The organism is Nocardia sp. NPDC059195 (assembly GCF_042754695.1).
Lineage (GTDB): Bacteria > Actinomycetota > Actinomycetes > Mycobacteriales > Mycobacteriaceae > Nocardia.
In genome coordinates, this window is the sequence record NZ_JBHZBG010000001.1 from 330,753 (window position 1) to 346,744 (window position 15,992).

General features: G+C 67.7%; 16 protein-coding genes. 5 read left to right on the plus strand and 11 right to left on the minus strand.

Annotation, left to right across the window (positions count from 1 at the left end):
• Nucleotide 1: 1 nt before the first annotated feature.
• The 5 genes from ACFXKN_RS01475 to ACFXKN_RS01495 all read right to left on the minus strand — a co-directional run bounded on the left by ACFXKN_RS01475 (nt 2) and on the right by ACFXKN_RS01495 (nt 4,495).
• Nucleotides 2–1,450 carry a S8 family serine peptidase gene (locus tag ACFXKN_RS01475; RefSeq protein ID WP_378949045.1) on the minus strand — a complete coding sequence of 483 codons (1,449 nt, stop codon included), beginning with the start codon at nt 1,448–1,450 and terminating at the stop codon, nt 2–4.
• 69 nt (nt 1,451–1,519) lie between these two features.
• Nucleotides 1,520–1,792 carry a hypothetical protein gene (locus ACFXKN_RS01480; protein WP_378949048.1) on the minus strand — a complete coding sequence of 91 codons (273 nt, stop codon included), beginning with the start codon at nt 1,790–1,792 and terminating at the stop codon, nt 1,520–1,522.
• Nucleotides 1,789–3,339 carry a radical SAM protein gene (locus ACFXKN_RS01485; protein WP_378949765.1) on the minus strand — a complete coding sequence of 517 codons (1,551 nt, stop codon included), beginning with the start codon at nt 3,337–3,339 and terminating at the stop codon, nt 1,789–1,791. Before ACFXKN_RS01485 ends, ACFXKN_RS01480 begins: the two co-directional genes overlap by 4 nt.
• A gap of 5 nt (nt 3,340–3,344) precedes the next feature.
• A complete protein-coding gene (locus ACFXKN_RS01490) occupies nt 3,345–3,743 on the minus strand; it encodes a hypothetical protein (protein WP_378949051.1) in 399 nt (132 codons plus the stop codon).
• On the minus strand, nt 3,740–4,495 hold the full coding sequence (locus tag ACFXKN_RS01495; protein WP_378949054.1) for a prolipoprotein diacylglyceryl transferase: 756 nt from the start codon (nt 4,493–4,495) through the stop codon (nt 3,740–3,742). Before ACFXKN_RS01495 ends, ACFXKN_RS01490 begins: the two co-directional genes overlap by 4 nt.
• Nucleotides 4,496–4,727: 232 nt before the next feature.
• Between ACFXKN_RS01495 and ACFXKN_RS01500 the strand changes: the two genes are divergently transcribed.
• Nucleotides 4,728–6,440, plus strand: coding sequence for a glycoside hydrolase domain-containing protein (locus ACFXKN_RS01500; protein WP_378949057.1), 1,713 nt, complete (start codon nt 4,728–4,730; stop codon nt 6,438–6,440).
• A 4-nt stretch (nt 6,441–6,444) separates the two neighbouring features.
• Here the strand turns inward: ACFXKN_RS01500 and ACFXKN_RS01505 are convergent, their stop codons facing one another.
• The 3 genes from ACFXKN_RS01505 to ACFXKN_RS01515 form a co-directional block, all read right to left on the minus strand.
• Nucleotides 6,445–6,630: a hypothetical protein gene (locus ACFXKN_RS01505; protein ID WP_378949060.1), complete on the minus strand. Its 186-nt coding sequence runs from the start codon at nt 6,628–6,630 to the stop codon at nt 6,445–6,447.
• A 10-nt stretch (nt 6,631–6,640) separates the two neighbouring features.
• On the minus strand, nt 6,641–7,630 hold the full coding sequence (locus ACFXKN_RS01510) for a hypothetical protein (RefSeq protein WP_378949063.1): 990 nt from the start codon (nt 7,628–7,630) through the stop codon (nt 6,641–6,643).
• Nucleotides 7,631–8,102: 472 nt separating this feature from the next.
• Complete coding sequence (locus ACFXKN_RS01515) at nt 8,103–8,669, minus strand: TetR/AcrR family transcriptional regulator (protein ID WP_378949066.1); 567 nt, start codon at nt 8,667–8,669, stop codon at nt 8,103–8,105.
• Nucleotides 8,670–8,747: 78 nt separating this feature from the next.
• Between ACFXKN_RS01515 and ACFXKN_RS01520 the strand changes: the two genes are divergently transcribed.
• Nucleotides 8,748–10,019, plus strand: a complete 1,272-nt coding sequence (locus ACFXKN_RS01520) for an MFS transporter (protein ID WP_378949069.1) — start codon at nt 8,748–8,750, stop codon at nt 10,017–10,019.
• 58 nt (nt 10,020–10,077) lie between these two features.
• On the opposite strand, the gene ACFXKN_RS01525 is transcribed toward ACFXKN_RS01520, so the two are convergent.
• Nucleotides 10,078–10,734 (minus strand): TetR/AcrR family transcriptional regulator, encoded by a 657-nt coding sequence (locus tag ACFXKN_RS01525; protein ID WP_378949072.1) that lies wholly within the window; start codon nt 10,732–10,734, stop codon nt 10,078–10,080.
• Nucleotides 10,735–10,834: 100 nt separating this feature from the next.
• Between ACFXKN_RS01525 and ACFXKN_RS01530 the strand changes: the two genes are divergently transcribed.
• Complete coding sequence (locus ACFXKN_RS01530; protein WP_378949075.1) at nt 10,835–11,053, plus strand: DUF5708 family protein; 219 nt, start codon at nt 10,835–10,837, stop codon at nt 11,051–11,053.
• Nucleotides 11,054–11,434: 381 nt separating this feature from the next.
• Here ACFXKN_RS01530 and ACFXKN_RS01535 read toward each other — a convergent pair whose 3' ends face one another.
• On the minus strand, nt 11,435–11,719 hold the full coding sequence (locus tag ACFXKN_RS01535) for a hypothetical protein (protein WP_378949078.1): 285 nt from the start codon (nt 11,717–11,719) through the stop codon (nt 11,435–11,437).
• Nucleotides 11,720–11,824: 105 nt separating this feature from the next.
• On the opposite strand from ACFXKN_RS01535, the gene ACFXKN_RS01540 reads away from it, so the two are divergent.
• Both ACFXKN_RS01540 and ACFXKN_RS01545 read left to right on the plus strand, forming a co-directional pair.
• Nucleotides 11,825–12,688, plus strand: a complete 864-nt coding sequence (locus tag ACFXKN_RS01540) for an alpha/beta fold hydrolase (RefSeq protein ID WP_378949082.1) — start codon at nt 11,825–11,827, stop codon at nt 12,686–12,688.
• A 183-nt stretch (nt 12,689–12,871) separates the two neighbouring features.
• Entirely contained in the window at nt 12,872–14,293 is a 1,422-nt protein-coding gene (locus ACFXKN_RS01545) for an amidase (RefSeq protein WP_378949085.1), read from the plus strand.
• A gap of 106 nt (nt 14,294–14,399) precedes the next feature.
• On the opposite strand, the gene ACFXKN_RS01550 is transcribed toward ACFXKN_RS01545, so the two are convergent.
• A complete protein-coding gene (locus ACFXKN_RS01550; protein ID WP_378949088.1) occupies nt 14,400–15,857 on the minus strand; it encodes an amidase in 1,458 nt (485 codons plus the stop codon).
• Nucleotides 15,858–15,992 lie beyond the last annotated feature (135 nt).

Here is a 15,992-nt window from a genome sequence, read left to right on the forward strand (position 1 = left end):
GTCAGCCTTTCGCGGTCATGGCCCGCAGGTCGGGGAGGGTGCCGATGCGTTGGGTGTTGGGGCGGGTCGGGGCGGGGGTTTGGGGGGAGCCTGTGGTGCGCAGGAGGGTTCTGATCTGGTCGGGGGTTGCGCGGCCGGGGCCGTGGGTGCGGATGCCCTGGTAGGCGGCGATGGCGCCGACGACGATCGGGGAGGCGCTGGAGGTGCCGCTGAATTCGTCGGTGTACCAGAGGTCTTCGTCGGGGCCGCCTTGGAGGTCGCCGTAGCCGGTGGTGGTGACTTCGCGACCCCAGCCTTGGGCGTCGAGGCGGGCGCCGTGGTTGGAGAAGTCGAGGCGGGAGCGGGCGGGGCCGTGGTCTCGGCCGTGCAGGCCCGGCGGTGGGGCGCCCGCGCCGACCAGGATGGCGCCGGAGTCGGCGAGGCCGGCGCGGAACGGGTTGTGCCAGGTGGCGGGGAAGTCGCCGGGGCGGGTGTCGTAGACCGCGTCGTCGAGGTTCTCGCCGCCGTTGCCCGCCGCTTCGACGACGACGACGCCGCGGCTCACGGCGTAGCGGATGGCAGCGAGGTCGTCGGGCCACCATTCGACGGCGATGTAGCCGCGCTGATCGGGGGTGCCCCGGTAGTCGAATCGTGGTCCGGGACGGTGCAATTCGATCAGAACGATGTCGCCGGGGTTCAGGGCGTCGGCTGCGGAGCGGATCGCGGCGGCCGAGCCGATACCGAAGATGGAGATGGCTCTGATGTGGGCTTCGGGTGCGATTCCGGTGACACCGACGGCGTTGAGGTCGCCGCTGATCTCACCGGCCACGGCGGTGCCGTGATTGCGCCAACCCAGATCGGCCGATGCGGTGCCACCGATCACCCCGCCTTGGTTCTGGCGCAGATCCTCGTGGGTGAACCGCCACGCACCCTCGACGTCGATCACCCGCACGCCGGTGCCGAGCCCGCCGGGCCGACCGTGCGCCCACACCGCGTCGATGCCGTTCGGCGCGGCATCCAGATAGGCCTGCCTGACCCGGAAATCGGGTGTCACTGCGGGAGCGCGCGGTGCGACGATGTTCTGTGCGAGGGGTGCCAGCGGCGGTTCGGCCGCGGGCTTCACATAGGCGGCGGCGACGGTGTCGTCCTCGCGTAGCCGGTGCGCGAGCTCACCGAGGTCGCCCAGCTCACCGTGCACCGCGTAGAAACTGAGGTACTCCCCCGCGACCGGCGCCTGCGGCGTGTCGGCCAGTCTGCCCGCGAGCCGGTTGTCCGGACCGAAGATCGGCACCAGGCGTGCCGTGCCGGGTAGCAATTCATCGACCCTGGTGCGGACGGATCGGTTCTCGCGCAGGGCGGCCGGGGTGATCTCCGGGCCGGTCGGCGTGGTGATGACGATCAGTTCGCCCGGCGGGACCGCGGGTGCGGGCACCCCTGATCGGCGCTGCCTGCTGGATCGAGTGGAGGCCATGGCTACCAGTCAACCGCGCGCCACGCCTGCCCGCTACTGTTCTGCGGCAACGACTTCGGCGACACACCGTCACCACAGCGCGGCGACGACCCCGACCACGGCGATCGCCCCGACATACACCAGCACCAGTCGGGTATCGCGCAACCAGCATCGACTGCGCCGCAACCCGGCCCGCCACGCCCGCCAATATCCGACGAACGCGAGCGCACCGAACCCGACCACCGCCCACGGCCCCACCAGCCACGTCAGCAACGCCACGGTCGCGACCACACACAACCTCAACGGGTCGTGTGGCTGCTGCCCGCGCACCGCCTCCTCGTAATAGACCCCGCGCTCGCTCACCGCACCTCCACTGGCAACAACGCCCGGCCTGACGGTGCCGCCGCCGACAACCGCTGCCGCGACAGCGCCGGCCACGCCTGCACCGCACAGAACGGCGCGCACTGATCGGCATCAGCGCGGGTCCCGACGTGCACGCAACACTGGGTGAGCCGTTCCTCGATCATCGTCGACATATCCATGAACGGTTTGACCGTGATCCGCACAACCCGTTCCCCGAGCAGCGTCCGCAACCGTTTGCGCCGACCGGGCAATGCCGACGACGCCAACGTGAGCAGGGTCGACATTCCCAGATCACAGTTCTCGCAGATGTTTCGCCACACCCGCCCGATCTCCGGGTGCGACAGCGACGACTGCTCCGACAGCAATCCCAGCAGCGATTCCTGCACCGCCACCCGCAGTTCGGCGGGCAGCGCCGAGTCCGCGATCCGGTTCGACACCAACCCCAGTTGCTGCTTCAACCTCTCGTGCCCGATCAGCGAGACCAGCGACCGCCATTGCCCGGCGTCGTCACGCAGCAGGTAACCGACCGAGCAGCAGTGCGGATGCGAACACGGCAGCGCGGTGAGATCGCGCCAGGTGATTCGGCCGTCGGTCTGCGGGCCGAGTCGGCGCAGCACACCGGTGTGGGTGAGCCGGTCCATCGGGTCGATCGCTCCCGAACGCCCGGAACCGAATTGCGGTTGGATCGAGACCCCGCCGACGAACGGTGTATCCATCGCCGTGCGCAAGACCGCACCGATCTCGTCGTCGTTCACGCCCAGCGCGACCGTCATCACCAAGGTGGTGAAGACAGCGTTCGACGAAAGCCGATCCAGCGCCTGCTGTTTGCGCACCCGCAGGTCGCCACCACGATGATGGCGTGAGGCCTGCGCCGTTTCCCCGTCGTATTGCAGATACACCTCGACCCGGTCGCGATGCGCACGCAGCAGCGCCAGCAACTCGTCGTCGACGGCGATGCGCAGACCGTTGGTGTTGAGCAGGATCCGGGTGATCGGCCGTGCGGTCAGCTCGGCGAGCAGACGCGCCAACTGCGGATGCAGGGTCGGTTCGCCGCCGCTGAGCATCAGCACATCGAGGCGCCCGTTCTCGCGGGCCAGCCGCTGGTCGACATTGGCCAGCACGTCCTCGACCGACACCACACCGCGCAATGCGGGCGAGGAGTCGGCGAAACAGGTGGGGCAGCGCAGGTTACAGCTGTCGATGATGTCCTCGAGCAGGATGCAGGTGTGCTGCGTCTGCATCTCGGGCAATCCACGCAGGTATGCCGAGGGCACCGGATCGAAATTGCCCGCGGCGTCGGGCAGGTGCGCTTTGGTCGGGGCCGTCCACTCTTCGAGGTAGGCCAGGATCTCGGGGTCCTCGTCGTAGAGGGTCCGCACCATGCCGTGGGTGCGACACCCGCGTTCGAGGAATACCTTCCCGTCCCGTTCGGCCAACCACCCCGACAGTCGCGCGACGTCGGGCAGCGGGGTCTCGGGGTGTTCGTCGTGACAGCGGGGGCAGAACGCCGTGACATAACGCAGGATTCGATCGCCCCGCAACGGCATCCCGGTCATCGCGCCATCCCGAACATGCCCGTGTACAGCTCCGGGTTGATGGCCGTGCACAAACCCGCCGTGCACACCGTGACCAACGACCACCCGATCATCAGCCCCATCCCGAACCCCTTGGGCGCGGGCCGTTTACGCCGGATCAACAGCCAGCCACCCCCGAAGGCCACCGCCGCACCGGCCACCGCGGTGAGCCCGAACAGCACCTTGGTCGCGGTGTCGTCATTGATGGAGGCGACCACCATGAACACGAAGAATCCTGCCATCGCGTTGGCCACGATGAACGCCATCGCGCCCGCCAACGCCATCGCCGCGACCTGACCGCCCTGCCCGGGCGGTTTCCCGCCCTGGTGCGGTGGCGGGGGCGGCATGTTCGGTGGTGGTCCGGGAGGAAAGTTCATGCTACGACCTTTCGTCGAAGTACACCGTCATAGTTTCCGCGCCGGTAGCCGATGCTCCAGCGCACCGCGACCAGGACCAGTCCCGGCAGCAGGAACCATTGCGGGCGCGTCAGATCCAGCCATACCGTGTCGTTGGCGCGGGTGAACTCGACCAGGAACCGGAAGATCGCATAGGCACCGACATAGAGGGTGAACAGCTCTCCCGGCGTGCTGATCCGCTCGCGCAACCACCACAGTGCGCCGAAAGCGGCCAACTGGAACACGATTTCGTAGAGAAAACTCGGATGCATCGCCACACCGGCCACGCACCCGGGGCACTGCGGCACCGTCGCGGGCGCGTGGATCCCCCACGGCAGGCTCGTCGGCCGTCCCGGTGCCTCGGTGAGCAGGCACCCGATGCGCCCCACTGCCATGCCGAGCGCCACCGCGGGTGCGAACAGATCACCGGTCCGTTCCCGATATCCGATGATCTTCTTCGCGATCAACACGCCCACATACGCGCCGAGCAAGCCGCCGAGCACGCTGCGCGCACCGAACATCCAGCTCTCCACGGGATCCAGCGTCTCGGCCAGGCTCGACAACCGCATGCCGATCGCCCCACCGACCAATGCCCCGGTGACCGCGACCAGGGACTCTTCGCGCAGTGCGGCGCGTCGTCGGCATTCGGCCACGAACACCACCGCGGCGACTGCGACACCCAGCGCGACGAAGAACCCGTGCGTCGGAATCCCCCACATCAGCTGCGCCACCATGGCGAAAGGTTAGCGGGCACATGGGCCGCCGTGCGTGAGTGAAACTACTCCCGAATCTGGGTACTACCTTGATCGTTGGTGAACGATGGTGCGGGAGTGAGTGTTTCGTTTAGAATGGTGCACGGTGAGATCCTCACCGCGGTAACGATCCTCGGGTACCAGCGCACATCATCGCGATAGTTCCACCATCTCGGGAATTCCATCGGATACGCAGTCATACAGGGGGTCAATCATGTCTACAGCTGTCGATTTCGCGGCCCGGCTCATCGATCCGCGGGCGATCGCCGCGGCGGGCCATTCGGCGGTCCTCGCCTACATCTCACCGAGCAGACCGGGCGCGAACTTCGGTGCCAAACCGATCACCGCCGACTACGCTCGCGCGCTCACCGCCGCTGGGCTCGACATCGTCTCCATCTGGCAATACGGCAAACCGGGCGACGCGACCCCGTCGGACTGGACCACCGGTTTCGAGGGCGGCCGGCAGATGGCCGAACAGGCGCTGGCCACCCACCTGAGCGTGGGCGCACCGCGACACGCACCGATCTTCTTCGCCGTCGACGAGGACATCTCGCTGTCGCAGTGGAACAGCACGGCCGTCGAGTTCTTCCGCGGCGTCAACGCGGTGCTGGGTACGGCATGGACCGGCATCTACGGGCATGCGCGGGTGTGCGCGTGGGCAGTCGAGGACGGGGTGATCGGTGCGCGAGGGCAATTCAGCTGGGCGTGGCAGACACGTGCTTGGTCGGGCACCGAACGGGAACCGCGCGCCGTGCTCTACCAGCGGGTGATCGACACCCCGAGCAACCCAGGACCTCTGATCGACGGCACCCGCGTCGACGTCAACGACATCCTCGCCCCCGACTTCGGGCAGTGGGCACTCGACCGCTCGGCATCGGTACCGCAGTTCAGCGAGATCGACCGGCTCGGAGCCTCGCATTCCCCGCGCGACGGCGCCCGGGTCACCAACTTCCTGTTGCACACCCAGGAAGGCAACGGCACCGCCGAATCCCTTGCCGCCTACCTGAACAACCCGGCCAACGGAGTGTCCTACCACTACACGCTGCGCGACGCGGTGGTGGTGCGGGTAGTGCCGGAGGAACTGGCGTCGTGGTCGGTGCTCTCGGCGAACCCTTTCACCGTGAATCTGTGCTTCGCCGGCAGTCGGATCGCGTGGTCGCGTGAGCAGTGGCTGGGTATCGACGGTGATCTGCGGATCGCGGCGTTCCACGCCGTGCGCAGCGCGCACCGGCACGGGTACTCGACCGAGGTGATCGGGCCCGATTACCACGTGGCCGACGGCATCTCCGACCATCAGTACGTCACAACGGCTCTCGGCATCGGCTCGCACACCGATGTCGGCCCGAACTTCCCGTGGGATGTGTTCGCGGCCCACGTCGCCTCGTTCGCCGGTGGGACCGGGCAGACCGCGATCGATGTTCGTGCCGGCGCGTCCCCGTGGCTGGGCACACGCCGCACAGACGGCGAACTCACCGCGCCGGACGGGGTAGGACGTTTCGCCGAATTCGAACACGGCTACGTCTACTGGCATCCGGCCACCGATGCCCACGCCATCCCGACGGCGGTCATGGCCAAGTATGCCGAGCTGGGGCGGGAAACAGGCCCCTTGGGCTACCCGACCGCCGAGCACACCGAACTGTCCGATCCACGAGGGTCCGGCCCCGGGCTGGCGCAAGCCTTTCAAGGCGGCACCGTCTACCGGCGCGCCACACAACCGGCGCACTGGGTGCACGGTGCGATCGGTGCGCGTTGGGCGGCGGCCGGGTACGAGAACGGCGAGCTCGGCTGGCCTGTCTCCGACGAGACCGCCCACGACGACGGCATCTATCAGGCGTTCGAATTCGGCCGGATCTACTGGGTGCCCGAACAGATCGTCGCGCTGCGCCATTCCGGCGACCCCGACACCCCGTTGGCTCGGCCCGCCTGAGGGGTCAGGCCAGCAGGATCGCGAGGGTGGTGGCACCGGCGCTCAGTACCAGCGCCGCCACCACCAGGATCGCGATCAGCCGCGTCCGTGACGTCGGGCCGGTGTAGGTTTCTTCGGCGTTCAGCATGTCGTCGATGTCGATGGCGGCGAACTCACGGGTCGATTCGAGAGGGCCGGGCTGCTCGGTCATGTGCGTGACGCTAGTCCAGGTCACTACTCACCGCCGCCGATACCCCACTCATGGTCGCGGGCACCGGGGTGCGGGTGGCAGCGAGGAGTTCGTCGAGCTGAGCTTCGGCGCGTTCGGCACGGGCCAGCGTTTGCTTGCGGGCATCGTCGAGCGCAGCCCATCGTTCGGCGGCTTCGCTACGGACCCGCGCCAGCGCGGCCGCCGATTCGTCGCGGCGTTGCTGGGTTTCGACGGTGGTGGTGCGGCGCAACTCCGCGAGTTCGGTACGGGTGCGGTCGAGTTCGCCGCGCGCGGCATCGAGTTCGGTGCGGGCCCGGCGCCACTCCTCGCGTGCTTCGGCGGCGGCTTCTACGCGTTCGGCGCTGGCTTGCTCGGCACGTTCGGTGGCACGGTCGGCGTCGGCGGCCCGCTGGATCGCCAGGTCGCGTTCGGCGTTCGCGGCCGCGATCCGGGCATCGGCGTCTCGGCGCTGGTGCGCGATCTCGGTATCGGCACGCTGCTCGGCGCGTGTCACGGAGTCGTCGGCTTCTTGTTTCGCTGTGTCGATGTCGTCGGCTGCTTGTCGTTGCGCCGCACGCACTTGCGCCTCGGCGTCGCTGCGCGCCGCGAACACGTCCTCGGCTGCCTGCCTGGTGAGCGCGTCCACCGAGGCCACGACTTCATCCCTGGCCGCGAGTGCCTCACCCACGGCCTGCTCAGCCTGTTCCGCGGCAGCCACCGCCTCCTCGGCCACCGACTCCGCCAGTGCGCGTGCCTCTTCGGCCTCGCGCCGCGCTTGTTGGGCCGCCACCGTTGCCATCTCGGCCTCGGCGATCCGTCGCGCCGCGTCGGCCTGCGCAGCCTGGACCTGCGCCTCGGCCACTGACGGATCCCCGATCGTTTGCAGCTCGGCCACCGCGGCGTTCAACGTGGTTCCCAGCTGCTCGGCCAGCCCTCGAAACTGCCCGAGTAACTCATCGGCCCGCAACCGAGCCACCGTCACCGGCCCCTGAGCCGTCACAGTGACAGTAGCCGTCGCACCCTCGGACTCCTGTTGCTGCCGTTGCCTTTCCCGCCACGCCCGCCACCGCGTGTGGTCCGGGTGATCGCAGTACTCGGAAGGACGACCCGGGCCGCCGGCGCGGGTAATGGGGCGGGCGCAGCCCGGGTAGTTGCAGATGCTCGGCACGGGAGAATCGTAGCGTTTGTTTCGTCCTTTCCATACGTATTACACGAAACGAAACTCATGCCACCTCTTGGAGACTCGAATCCCGCCCATTCGAACCTGACCGCCGATAAGTGAACATTATCGGCGGTCAGGATTCGTGCCAGGTTCGAATGACCTCACACGATTTACGTTTACGTTTGGTCGCACACAACGCAACGTAATAGACACGGAATTGGGGACCGCCGTACGGATCGGTGACATCCGATCGGCCGAGAAGGACTACGGGCCAAGGTAATGCCCGGAGCATCGGACGGAGCGCGCCTGCTCAACGAGCACGCAGACCCTCGAGTGCGATCTCGATGTACCGCCGCCAATCGCCCGCGGCGTTGCGGATGACAGCCGCCAGGCCACAGATGACCATGTCGATGTCCCCGGTCGTCACGTCCTGTCCGACTGCGCCGTGCACCCGCGCCCGATCGATCAACTCCTCCATGCTGGCGAGCAGTGCCGCATGCGTCTGTCCCCGCGGTTCGTTCGAGCCCATGGCCTTTTCGATCACCTCGGACATGCCGCGATCTTCTGCCAGCACCTCGCCCACGTGATGCAGGAATCCGGCCAAACCGGCTCGACCGGAATCGTCCGCTTCGACGAAATGACGTGCGGTGCCGGCGATCTCGACAGTGCGCTGCTCTGCGATGGCCTCGATCAGCGCTTCCCGGGTCGGGAACTTGCGATACAGCGTCCCGACGCCGACGCCCGCCGCGCGCGCGACCTCCGACATCTGCACGTCGTAGCCGGACGCGGCGAACATCGTGCGAGCCGCCTCGAGGACGCGGTCTCGATTGCGCTCGGCGTCGGCACGGGTCTTGCGGCGGATCTGCGGGGTTGACATCCCAAAGGTTCCTCTGGCTAGACTTCAATCCGGAATTCGGATTCCACATTCCGCATTATGCCACGAGAGGTCGGCGCCATGTCGAAGCAACGTTCCATCCTGTTCTCACCGAATCCGGGGCGACCGACGGGCCGTTCGGCGCAAGCGCTCCTGGTGTGGGGGTTGCTGGTGGTGGCGGCGAACCTACGGCCGAGCTTGACCGGGGTCGGTCCGTTACTCGGTCGCGTTCAGGCCGACCTCGATTTGGCTCCGGCCGTGGCTGGGCTGTTGAGCTCACTGCCCTTGTTGGCGTTCGCGGTGATATCTCCGCTGGTTCCGCGACTTGCGGCGCGGTGGGGGCCGGAGCGGCTCCTCTGGGGTGCGCTGGTGGTGCTCACGCTGGGGATCGCGGTTCGATGGTTTCCGGCTACCGGCAGCCTATTCGCGGGGACCGTCCTGATCGGGGCGGGAATCGCGGTCGGCAATGTCCTGCTGCCCAGCTTGATCAAGCGCGATTTCCCGACCCGCGTGGGGCTACTGACCAGTGCATACGCCACGGTGATGGGGGCTGTGGCAGCGGTGGCTTCCGGCGTCGCGGTGCCGATCAGCCAGGTCGCCTCTGGCGGATGGTCCACCGCACTGGGTTGCTGGATCGTGCTCGCCCTGGCGGCTGTCGTGCTGTGGCTCCCGCAGGTACGGACGTCGCGGGCGACTCAGGTGCCGGTCCGCAGCCACCGGTTGCCGTGGGGATCGGCGCTGGCGTGGGCGGTCACCGCGTTCATGGGATTGCAGTCGCTGAGCTTCTATGTCGTCGTCACCTGGCTGCCTCAGGTCTTCCAGGACAGTGGATTCAGTGCGGCCGCGGCGGGATGGTTGTTGTTCACGTTCCAGGCGGTCGCGGTGGTGACCAGCCTGGCGGTACCCGCCGCGTTGCGATGGGCACGTGACCAGCGCGCGGTGGCGGCGGGGAGCTCGGCAGTCATGCTCATTGGTTACGTCGGGCTACTGGCTACGCCGGGATGGGCACTGCTGTGGAGTGTTGTACTCGGACTGGGCGGCGGAGCGTGCCTGGTGCTCGCGTTGGCCTTCCTCGGCCTGCGCGCCGCGGATGCGACTGCGGCGGGCGCGTTGTCGGCGATGGCGCAGTCGATCGGCTACCTGCTGGCCGCCGTAGGACCTGTGGTTTTCTGGCTGCTGCACACCGTCAGTTCCGGCTGGCACGCACCGATCATTCTGATGTGCGTCGCCGCGACCTGCCAAGTGATCGTCGCCGTGGCCGCTGGCCGGGGTACGGTGCCATCTGCCGACGACCGGCTACCGGACCAGGTCGTCTCGGCCGCGCCGGATCGCGCCCCTTCGACCGACCATTGATTGGCCATTGGTCCAGGTCAGCATAGGGTTGCTCCCGAATACGTCTCCATCGCATGGCTTAATACGCTCGGTGTTGCGCATGCGACGGCGCGCGGTGGTTTGCCCGCCTGGGGTGGACGGCCAGGTGCGCGTCGAGGGTTGCGATAGCGGTGTCGGCGGGCAGGCCTGCCGGGTCGGTCAGCATGCGCACCGACAACCCCTCGACCAGCGCGGACAGGAGGCGCGCCTCGAGTGCGGGATCAACCTCCGGCGCGTATTCGCCGGATTCGACACCGGATTCGATCGCCCCGATCAATTGCGCCTGGGTGCGCCGCTGATAGGCCGACTCGATCGCGGCGAGTGCCTCGGTCACGACGGCGCGCGCGAGGAACGCGATCCATACCTTCACCAACCGCGCCCGCACCGCGTCGACCGGAAGCCAATCCACCAGAACTTCCCGCAGTGCCGTTGCCACGCCGTGCTCGTAGCTCACCTGCGCCGTGCGGTCGTCGAGCAGCTGTTCAACGTGCCTGAACGCGGCGATCAGCAATTCGTCCTTGGTACGGAAGTAGTACTGCACCTTCGCTGGGGACACCCCGACTTGCGCGGCGACCTCACGCACGCTCACCGCCTCCATTCCCCGGGTCGCCGCGAGTTCGAGGACGCCGTCCAACAGCTCCGCACGCCGCAGCGCGTGCGCACTGTCCGCCGCTATCGCACTGATGAACTCGGCCATGGACTGACCTCCAGCTAGGGAAACTATTGCGTCGATGATCGGTGGCGTCGCCGGGTGACCTATCGACTTACCAACCCATACGACTGTACAGTACGATCGTATGAACTACTGGGAGAGGTCCGAGATGAATTCAGGAACAAGGGCCGTGATCATGGGCGGCATAACCCTCGTTATCGGTTTCGTGCTGTGGCGATTCACCGGCGGTATAGAGACACCGGTCGTCACGCTGACCAAGCTGGGCATCGTATTGATGGCCTTGGGTGGACTCGAGGTCGTCTACGGACTCATCAAATCCGTCGGCGGCAAATCCGTCAGGTAGCTCCGGATCTGTGTCCGGCACGGGCCGAGGACCCGTGCGTTGAGCAGGGATCGGACCAGAGGTGAGTTGTGGCCGGCCTCGTCGGCGACCACCTTGGACACTGCGTTGAGCGCGTCACGCAGGCCGCTCAGGGCAGTGACGAGGTTGCCGCACAGGCCGCTGAATGGGTCGCCGCAGCGTCGCGAAATCCGGCGCCATCGGGCCCAACGAAGGGAGCCGACCGATCGGGCCTCGGGCGGGAGCCAGCGCGCGAGTCCGATGACCTCCGCTGCGACCTCGATGATCGACCGCCCGTCGGTCGCGACTCGGCGGACCCGGGGCCGTCCAGGGCGCGGTCGAGGTCGCCGATCTCCAACTGCCTGTCTGCCCAGCGCGACGATATTACTCGCGGCGAGGGCGAAGCGCTGCGAAGAGACCGAGCACGGAGACGACCATCAGCCACACCGTTGCTCCGCAGCCCGCGGTGCCGACCGTTCCCCACAGCATGATGAACGGCCCGTATTCCGCCACGCGGGCCCAGTATCCGCAGGGACCCACATCTTGCGGGATGGTCGCGCATTCGGGGTGGCCGATGGCCGCGAAGGCCAGGGTCGCGAGCATCGGAATCGCGACGGCCACGCCGAGTACGACCGCCAGCCATCTGATGGCGCGGGAGAGGACTGCCATGCGGTCAGACCCTAATGCGCGGCCGGAGGCGATTTCCACGCCGATGAATTTCGGGTGATTCCGTCGTCTATATCGGTGCATATACCGACAGACAGGAGTCTCGGCATGACGAAACCGATTCGATGTGGCATGACCGCGGTACGGGCGAACGGCGTGGATCTCGGCATCGAGAGCTTCGGTCGCGAGGACGATCCCCTGGTCCTGCTGGTCGGCGGCCCAACGATGTTGTCCTGGCCCGACGCGCTGTGCGAGCGGCTCGCGTCGGACGGGCGGCGCGTGGTCCGCTACGACCTACGTGACTCCGGTGCGTCGACGACCCTCGACCCGGAGAATCCCGCGTACGACCTGCGCGATCTCGTCGCCGACGCGGCCGCGCTGGTCGGGGTGCTCGGTGCGGAGACCGCCCATCTCGGTGGGGTCGGTGTCGGCGGAATGGTCGCCCAGGTCGCCGCGCTGGACCACCCGGATGTGTTCGCCGCACTGACCCTTGTCGGCACCCGGGCGGTGGCGCCGGGCGCGGTCGACGAGGACCTGCCAGACCATGACCGCGCGGTCATGGGCGCGGTGTTCTCCCGCTCGAAGCCGACCTGGACCGACCGGGATGCCGTCGCTGCGTTCGCCGCCGAGGGCGCCGAGCCGCTGGGCAACGATCCTGAGCAGGCACGAGCGACGGCGGCTCGAATCTGGGACAGGACGCGGTCGAGCGATCCCGTGGTGCACCAGGCGAACCAGCTCGGGATGGTGTTCTCCCGGATCGACTGCGCCCCGCGATGGCGAGAGCGCCTCGGTGAGCTCGACGTGCCCACGCTGGTTGTGCACGGTCGTGCCGACCCGTTCTTCCCGGTCGGCAACGGCGAGGTCCTCGCCGCCGAGATCTCCGCGGCGCGACTGCTCGTCCTCGACGACATGGGCACCTCGTTGCGGGCCGCCGCGGCCGACCAGGTCGCTGCGGCAATGCTCACCCTCTGACTTGCTCGGCTGGACGTGCGGCAGCAGCCGGATAGACCTACCTTGTGGCGAGGGCTTCAGGATCAGCCACGTTGTGAGGCCTGCTCCAACATTCCCGGCGAGTGGTGTACTCACCCACGGCCCGCGAGCTACTACTTGACAGAATACGTAATACTGTAACGCATGATGCTCCGCCCAGACGGCATGACGATCACTGATGAGTCCGCGATCGGCCTGGCCGCGTCGATCCGCGCACGCGAGGTAACCGTCCGTGCGGTGATCGACGCCCACATCGCCGTCCTGGAACGCTTCGCGCCTGCCACGAACGCCGTGGTCGTCGACTGCTACGACACCGCGCGACAGCAGGCCGACGCCGCCGATGCCCACCTCGCGACCGGACCGGCGGAACTGCCGCCGCTGTTCGGCGTACCGATCACCGTCAAGGAATCCCTGGCCGTGGCCGACTTGCCCAACACGGCGGGTGTCGTGGCACGAAAGCACCGACGTCCCGCCACCAATGCCACTGTGGTGCAACGAGTTCTGGACGCGGGCGCGATCGTGCTCGGGCTGACGAACACCTCCGAGGGGTGCATGTGGATCGAGTCGACCAACCGGGTCTACGGGCGAACCAGCAATGCGCACGACCGAACACGCACAGCGGGCGGGTCCTCCGGCGGTGAAGGTGCCGCCGTCGGCAGTGGCGGCTCCCCACTCGGATTGGCCACCGACACCCTGGGCTCGATCCGCATCCCGGCCTTCTGCAACGGAGTGTTCGGTCACCGTCCCTCGACCGGCCTGCTCCCGACCACCGGCGCCTGGCCGCCGCCCTACGGGGTCGCCGCCTTGTGTTCCAACGGGGTCATCGCCCGCCGCGCAGCCGATCTCATGCCACTGCTGCAGATCATGGCCGGGCCCGACGGGACCGATCCACTGACACAGGAAGTCACCCTCGGCGATCCGGCGACGACCTCGCTCCGCGGTGTTCGCGTGGTGCTGCTCGACAAAACGTTCGCCCCCGGTGTCGGCCGCGAAGTGCTGGCAGCACGCGACCGGGCCGCCACCGCGCTCACCGAGGCCGGCGCGGAGATCACCCGCGTGCCGATGCGTTCACTGCGGATGATCGGGCTGTTCGCCACGATCGTGCTGGCCGAGGAAACCGGGATCAGCTTCGCCGAGATCATGCGCAACGAAGGCGCCGAGATCCTCACGGTAAACGAACTCACCGCCACCCGAGGGGACCACACACCCGCCACCCGGCTCCTCGCGCTCGGCGAACTGTTCGCAGCACGACTACCCGCCCCGGCGGCCCGGCGCATCACCGCCGCCGCACACAACGCTGCCACCGAGATCACCGAAACCATCGGCGACGGATTGCTCCTGCACCCCACCCTGACCACGGTCGCACCCCGCCACGGTCGCACCACCGGGCGTCTGTGGCGCACGAACACGGTCGCACCGTTCAGCCTCGCAGGACTACCGGTCACCCAGGTTCCCCTCGGCCGCGGCACCCATGGTCTGCCACTAGGGGTGCAGGTGGTCGCAGGCCCGAACCGTGATCACCTCTCGATCGCCGCGGCCCTCACACTCGAGAAGGCATTCGGCGGTTGGGTCAGGCCACGCCACTAGCATCGGGCTGCGCGACCAGGGAGGTCGGTGAGAATCTCTGGGCTGTCAGCGATCTGACGACAGGCCCGAGCGTAGGCGGTCGTGAGCGCTGTCGATACTCGCGAACCTACTCACGAGATGGTGCTCGGAAGCCGCCGATCTTCCGCTCGAGCAGTTCGGCCAGCCGCAGTGGGGTGCGGTCGGAGAACATCGGGCCGATGAGCTGTACTCCCACCGGCAAGCCCTCGGGTGACCAGCCCGCCGGTATGGCGGTGGCGGGTAGGCCTGGCATGGTGGCCAGACCTGCCCAGACGAGCTGGTCGAGGTACGGGTACTCCATGCCGTCGATGTCGATTCGGCGTTCCAGCAGATCGGGGTGGTGGTTGTGGGGGAATGCGGGAGTCGGGGTGATCGGGCACACCACGGCATCGAACTCGGCGAAGAGTTGCCGCCAGCCGTGGCGGTGGAGTTCGCGGCGGTTGTTCGCCGCCAGCCAGTCGCGGTGGGTGAAAACCATGCCGCGCAGCCGCGTGGCGACGAGACTCTGGTCGTCGGCGCTCAGTCCGGCGGCGCGGGTCCGCAGTTGCTCGTACTCTTCGACGGGGAAACTTGCGACGGCGCCCGAGAACAACAGCTGCATGTAGAGCGTCGCGGCTTCGGTGAGATCGGGCAGCAACGGACTGTGCCGTTCGACGCGGGCACCGCCGTCGACAAGCGCGTCGGCCACCCGGTTCACGCCTGCCCGCACCGCGATCCCGGTCGCAATGAGCGGATGCTCGTCGAGGACCAGCACTCGGAAGTCGCTGAGCCGCTCGTGGCGCGCGGGCCGCAGTGTCAGGTCATACGCCGTACCGAGCGTCAGTGGGTCCGGTCCGGCCATGACATCGAGGAGCAGGGTGAGGTCGCGGGCAGTGCGCGCCATCGGACCGACAACAGCGAGGTCGAGGTCGACCGGCAATGCCGACGCGGGCGGCGCGACCATTCCGCGGTTCGCCGCCAGCCCGAGTGTCGGCTTGTGCGCGTAGACACCACAGAAATGCGCCGGGGTGCGCAACGAACCGCCGATGTCGGAGCCGACGGACAGCGCGCCGAATCCGCACGCCAGTGCCGCCGCCGATCCGCCGGAGGAGCCACCCGGCGTGCGGCCGTGATCCCACGGGTTGTTGGTGGTGCCGTAGATCTCGTTGAAGCTCTGGATATCTCGCAGTCCCAACGGCACATTGGTCTTGCCGAGCACCACCGCCCCGGCGGCTTCGAGACGCGACACCTGTACCGCGTGCTCGGTCGGTACGTAGTTCTTGTGCTGCGGCATGCCCCAGGTCGTGGGCAGCCCAGCGACGTTGTAGGACTCCTTGACTGTCACCGGAATACCGAGCAGCGGCCGATCCTCACCGCGGGCTCGCGCCTGATCGGCACGCTGCGCGGCGGACCGAGCACGGTCGAAGTTCGGCACACAGATCGCATTGATCACCGTGTCGTCGCGCTCGATACGGGCGATCGCCTCATCGGTCAGTTCCACCGATGTCACCTCACCGGCACGCAAAGCGGCGCCGAGTTCTTCTGCCGACTGAAAATTCCGATCCATGAATCCAACGCTATTGACCCGCCGGCGAAGACATAAAATACCGCTTCGCGCAACGGGACAATCGAACGGACCGCCTGCACCGGATAATCGCACGCTCGCTCTGCCATCGAAGGCGGTCCACCCCAGGTCACAGCC

Excerpts from the sequence above, each read along its gene's own strand:
- ACFXKN_RS01515 (WP_378949066.1), bottom strand. The coding sequence starts at position 8,669 with ATGTCAACCCCGCAGATCCGCCGCAAGACCCGTGCCGACGCCGAGCGC.
- ACFXKN_RS01500 (WP_378949057.1), top strand. The coding sequence starts at position 4,728 with ATGTCTACAGCTGTCGATTTCGCGGCCCGGCTCATCGATCCGCGGGCG.
- ACFXKN_RS01530 (WP_378949075.1), top strand. The coding sequence starts at position 10,835 with ATGAACTACTGGGAGAGGTCCGAGATGAATTCAGGAACAAGGGCCGTG.
- ACFXKN_RS01520 (WP_378949069.1), top strand. The coding sequence starts at position 8,748 with ATGTCGAAGCAACGTTCCATCCTGTTCTCACCGAATCCGGGGCGACCG.
- ACFXKN_RS01475 (WP_378949045.1), bottom strand. The coding sequence starts at position 1,450 with ATGGCCTCCACTCGATCCAGCAGGCAGCGCCGATCAGGGGTGCCCGCA.
- ACFXKN_RS01495 (WP_378949054.1), bottom strand. The coding sequence starts at position 4,495 with ATGGTGGCGCAGCTGATGTGGGGGATTCCGACGCACGGGTTCTTCGTC.
- ACFXKN_RS01485 (WP_378949765.1), bottom strand. The coding sequence starts at position 3,339 with ATGCCGTTGCGGGGCGATCGAATCCTGCGTTATGTCACGGCGTTCTGC.
- ACFXKN_RS01545 (WP_378949085.1), top strand. The coding sequence starts at position 12,872 with ATGACGATCACTGATGAGTCCGCGATCGGCCTGGCCGCGTCGATCCGC.
- ACFXKN_RS01540 (WP_378949082.1), top strand. The coding sequence starts at position 11,825 with ATGACGAAACCGATTCGATGTGGCATGACCGCGGTACGGGCGAACGGC.
- ACFXKN_RS01505 (WP_378949060.1), bottom strand. The coding sequence starts at position 6,630 with ATGACCGAGCAGCCCGGCCCTCTCGAATCGACCCGTGAGTTCGCCGCC.
- ACFXKN_RS01550 (WP_378949088.1), bottom strand. The coding sequence starts at position 15,857 with ATGGATCGGAATTTTCAGTCGGCAGAAGAACTCGGCGCCGCTTTGCGT.
- ACFXKN_RS01490 (WP_378949051.1), bottom strand. The coding sequence starts at position 3,743 with ATGAACTTTCCTCCCGGACCACCACCGAACATGCCGCCCCCGCCACCG.
- ACFXKN_RS01535 (WP_378949078.1), bottom strand. The coding sequence starts at position 11,719 with ATGGCAGTCCTCTCCCGCGCCATCAGATGGCTGGCGGTCGTACTCGGC.
- ACFXKN_RS01525 (WP_378949072.1), bottom strand. The coding sequence starts at position 10,734 with ATGGCCGAGTTCATCAGTGCGATAGCGGCGGACAGTGCGCACGCGCTG.